The following is a 3,183-nucleotide window of genomic DNA, read 5'->3' as shown; positions in this document are numbered from 1 at the left end:
CGATTTATAAAATTGTAATATGTTTGATGGACAAGCATATATTAATTACAGTGATAGGAGGTATGGAATGACTAAACGAGGAAATTATGTTGGTTTTTTATTTGTTTTATTGATTATTATGGTATTTTCCATGACCGAGTATGCAGCCACGCACTCAAATATGAATAGCGGGTTATCTTTCTTTGTGTCAGCTTTATATGTTATCTTTCTTGTATATATCCCACTCCTAATTATTTTATTATCGTGTTTTTTTATAGCCTATACTAGAAAACAAGTAACGAACCGAAGTAACTCTCTATTAGATAAAATATATGGATATCAAAATTTTCTTGTTTATATGAGTGGAATTGCACTTATTGGAACGGGGCTGGTTCTATTTGAATTTATTGGAAACAAAAAGGAGATTGCCCCTTATATTGCATACGTTCTTCTATCCTTTTGTATTCTTGTAGGCAGCATATCTATAATAAGTAGTGCGGAAAACAAAGGATACTTTCATAAAATCCATCATTTTATCTACTTCCTTTATGTTTTAACTTCTCTTCTAATCCTCTCACTATATATGATGTATTCTTCTCCGATTACAGTACATCCCATTTCTAATCAAGTGAAAGAAAACGATACTTTGCAATTTTTACAGGATGCTGAAGAAAATCCGCAATTACTCAAAGAACGTCCAAAGGATTTTGAGAAACAGGTAGAGAAAAATCTGTTACTAGAAAAGGAAATACAGGTAGATAATCAAAATTATGTATCAATTATGAATGTGATTGCACATGATGTAGAGGCATTTGTTGGTAAGAATATAACCTTTGCTGGATTTGTGCATCGGGAAGATGGGTTGAATGAAAAGCAAATTGGCATCGTTCGATATGCCATTATGTGCTGCGGGGAAGAGGAGACGACACTTGGTTTGATAGCTACAGGAGTGAATTTTTCTTCTTTGCAGGAAGGGGATTGGATACGAGTATCAGGACATATAGAAAGCACAATTGTTTCTCGTGTTTTGCTTCCATCTGTCGTGATTGAAAAAATGGGGAAAATAGAAACACCGTCATCACCGTACGTATATGAGACATTTTCAAAGTAAATAGGAAAGTTGTGCACTTATTTTCAATTGATCATGACAATTAGTTGCGAGGAATACCTACTATTTCATATACTAGAATATATTATAGGTAGAAGAAGGTAATATGACATATCGGTAAGTGTTGGGGTAGTAGTTAATTGCCAAGAACAAAAGAGAATTTTTTCTTGTTATTTCCGCTATGCATATAGCTGCTATAACTGCTGAAGTTGGGTTTCATGTTTACGAATCAAATCAAATTTTTAACAAGTACAGTAGTATATTATAATTTGAAAGTATGTGATAACGGTTGAATATGCAACTTGTCCATCGTTTTAACAAAGCGGTAGAAATTGCTACCCATTACCATCAGTTGCAACTGCGTAAAGGAAGCAAGATTCCTTATATAACGCATCCGTATACTGTGGCGTTGTTGTTGCTTCAAGCAGGTTGTTCTGAAGATGTTGTAATTGCAGGCCTTCTTCATGATACGGTAGAAGATACTACTCTTACTACAGCCGATATTATTCAAGAGTTTGGTTCCGATGTAGGTAAGCTAGTTGAAGAATGTTCGGAGCAGGATAAATCAAAATCATGGGAAGAAAGAAAATTACATACAATTGAAAAGATAGAGAGTGTTTCAATAGAAGCTTGTATGATAATTTGCGTAGATAAACTTCATAATATACGATCAACATCTGCAGAAATAAAAGAGGTAGGAGAAATGGTGTGGGATCGCTTTAATCGCGGGAGAGAAAAACAAAAATGGTATTATCAAAATATGGTTGTTTCCTTGGAAAAACGAATCCCTAACTTTCCATACTTTCCTTTGTTTAAGCAGGAAGTAAAGGAAGTCTTTTCTAAATAAGGTGGTTTGTATGTGGAAAGAGGCAAGACATACTATATCTGGCCTCTTTCCTATTCACTATTTTTTACTGTTTACGTATGCCGGGAGCACGTTCGTATTGTTTTGGCTCAGAAAGCTCGAAACCAAGTTCATTTGCAGCAGTGCGAGCAAAGTAAGGATTTCGCAGTAACTCGCGGCCAATAAATATGAGATCAGCTTGTTGGTCAGCTAAAATTTTTTCAGCTTGTGTTCCACTCGTAATAAGGCCGACTGCTCCTGTTGCAATGGTCGCTCCTCGTTTTATTTCCTCTGCATAGGGAACTTGGTAGCCAGGAAATACATCAATATGTGCCGGTACCACAGCACCTGAGCTACAGTCAATTACATCTACACCCTGCTCCTTCATCATTTGTGCATATATTACGTAATCCTCAATATGTAATCCATCCGGATGATAATCATTTGCTGAAATTCGAACAAACAGAGGGCCTTCCCATACCTCTTTCACAGCGCTGATTATTTCACGCAAAAATCGATAACGATTTTCAGCAGTTCCTCCATAGGTATCTGTCCGTTTATTGGAAAGCGGAGATAAAAATTCGTTAATTAAATAGCCATGTGCTGCATGTAATTCAATAATATCAAATCCGGCCTTTTTTGAGCGAATAGCTCCTTCACGAAAGGCTTGTACCGTTCTTTCAATGGAAGGTATAGTCATTTCAACTGGTGTTTTCATTTGGTTGTTAAAAGGAATCGCTGAAGGGGCGATGGACGGCGTGTCAAGAATTGCCTTTCTACCTGCATGTGCGAGTTGAATGGCTACTTTTGTACCATAGTCATGAATAAGAGAAGTTAGTTTATGTAAACCATTAATATGCTCATCACTCCAAATACCTAAATCTGCATTTGAAATACGCCCCTCTTCGGAAACAGCGGTTGCCTCAGTTACTATCAGTCCAACTTGGCCAGCTGCACGCGAGGCATAGTGAACTTGATGAAAAGAAGTAACAGTACCATCTTGCTTGTTTGAAGAATACATACACATTGGAGACATAACGATCCGATTCTTTAGTGTTACATCTTTAATTGAATAGGGTGAAAAGAGAAGAGAAGTCATATAATACCTCCTTGTCATAATATTATTTATTCTACCACTATTCCTTATATACGTTCCATTTTTAAGATTAGAGAATGTTATAATGAAAACAATGAAATAATGAGGAGAGATATACGTGTATCAAACCTATTATAAAAGTGAAATTGGATGGAT

3 protein-coding genes are annotated in these 3,183 nt (G+C 36.1%); 2 read left to right on the top strand and 1 reads right to left on the bottom strand.

Translation table 11 applies throughout. The annotated features are described in order from the left end of the window. The first annotated feature begins 67 nt into the window (after nt 1-67). Together AC11ZT_RS10975 and AC11ZT_RS10970 are read left to right on the top strand one after the other, a co-directional pair. Nucleotides 68-1,090 carry a TIGR03943 family putative permease subunit gene (locus tag AC11ZT_RS10975; protein WP_484059628.1) on the top strand — a complete coding sequence of 341 codons (1,023 nt, stop codon included), beginning with the start codon at nt 68-70 and terminating at the stop codon, nt 1,088-1,090. A gap of 292 nt (nt 1,091-1,382) precedes the next feature. Continuing rightward, nucleotides 1,383-1,934 carry an HD domain-containing protein gene (locus AC11ZT_RS10970; protein ID WP_484059629.1) on the top strand — a complete coding sequence of 184 codons (552 nt, stop codon included), beginning with the start codon at nt 1,383-1,385 and terminating at the stop codon, nt 1,932-1,934. A gap of 64 nt (nt 1,935-1,998) precedes the next feature. Here the strand turns inward: AC11ZT_RS10970 and namA are convergent, their stop codons facing one another. Continuing rightward, the gene (gene namA / locus AC11ZT_RS10965) at nt 1,999-3,030 is read right to left on the bottom strand and encodes an NADPH dehydrogenase NamA (RefSeq protein ID WP_484059627.1); all 1,032 of its coding nucleotides are present in this window, start codon (nt 3,028-3,030) and stop codon (nt 1,999-2,001) included. Nucleotides 3,031-3,183: the final 153 nt, after the last annotated feature.

Source organism: Ectobacillus sp., assembly GCF_056992975.1.
Note: the sequence above shows the minus strand (reverse complement) of the source record. Positions and strands in the feature narration are given on the sequence as shown.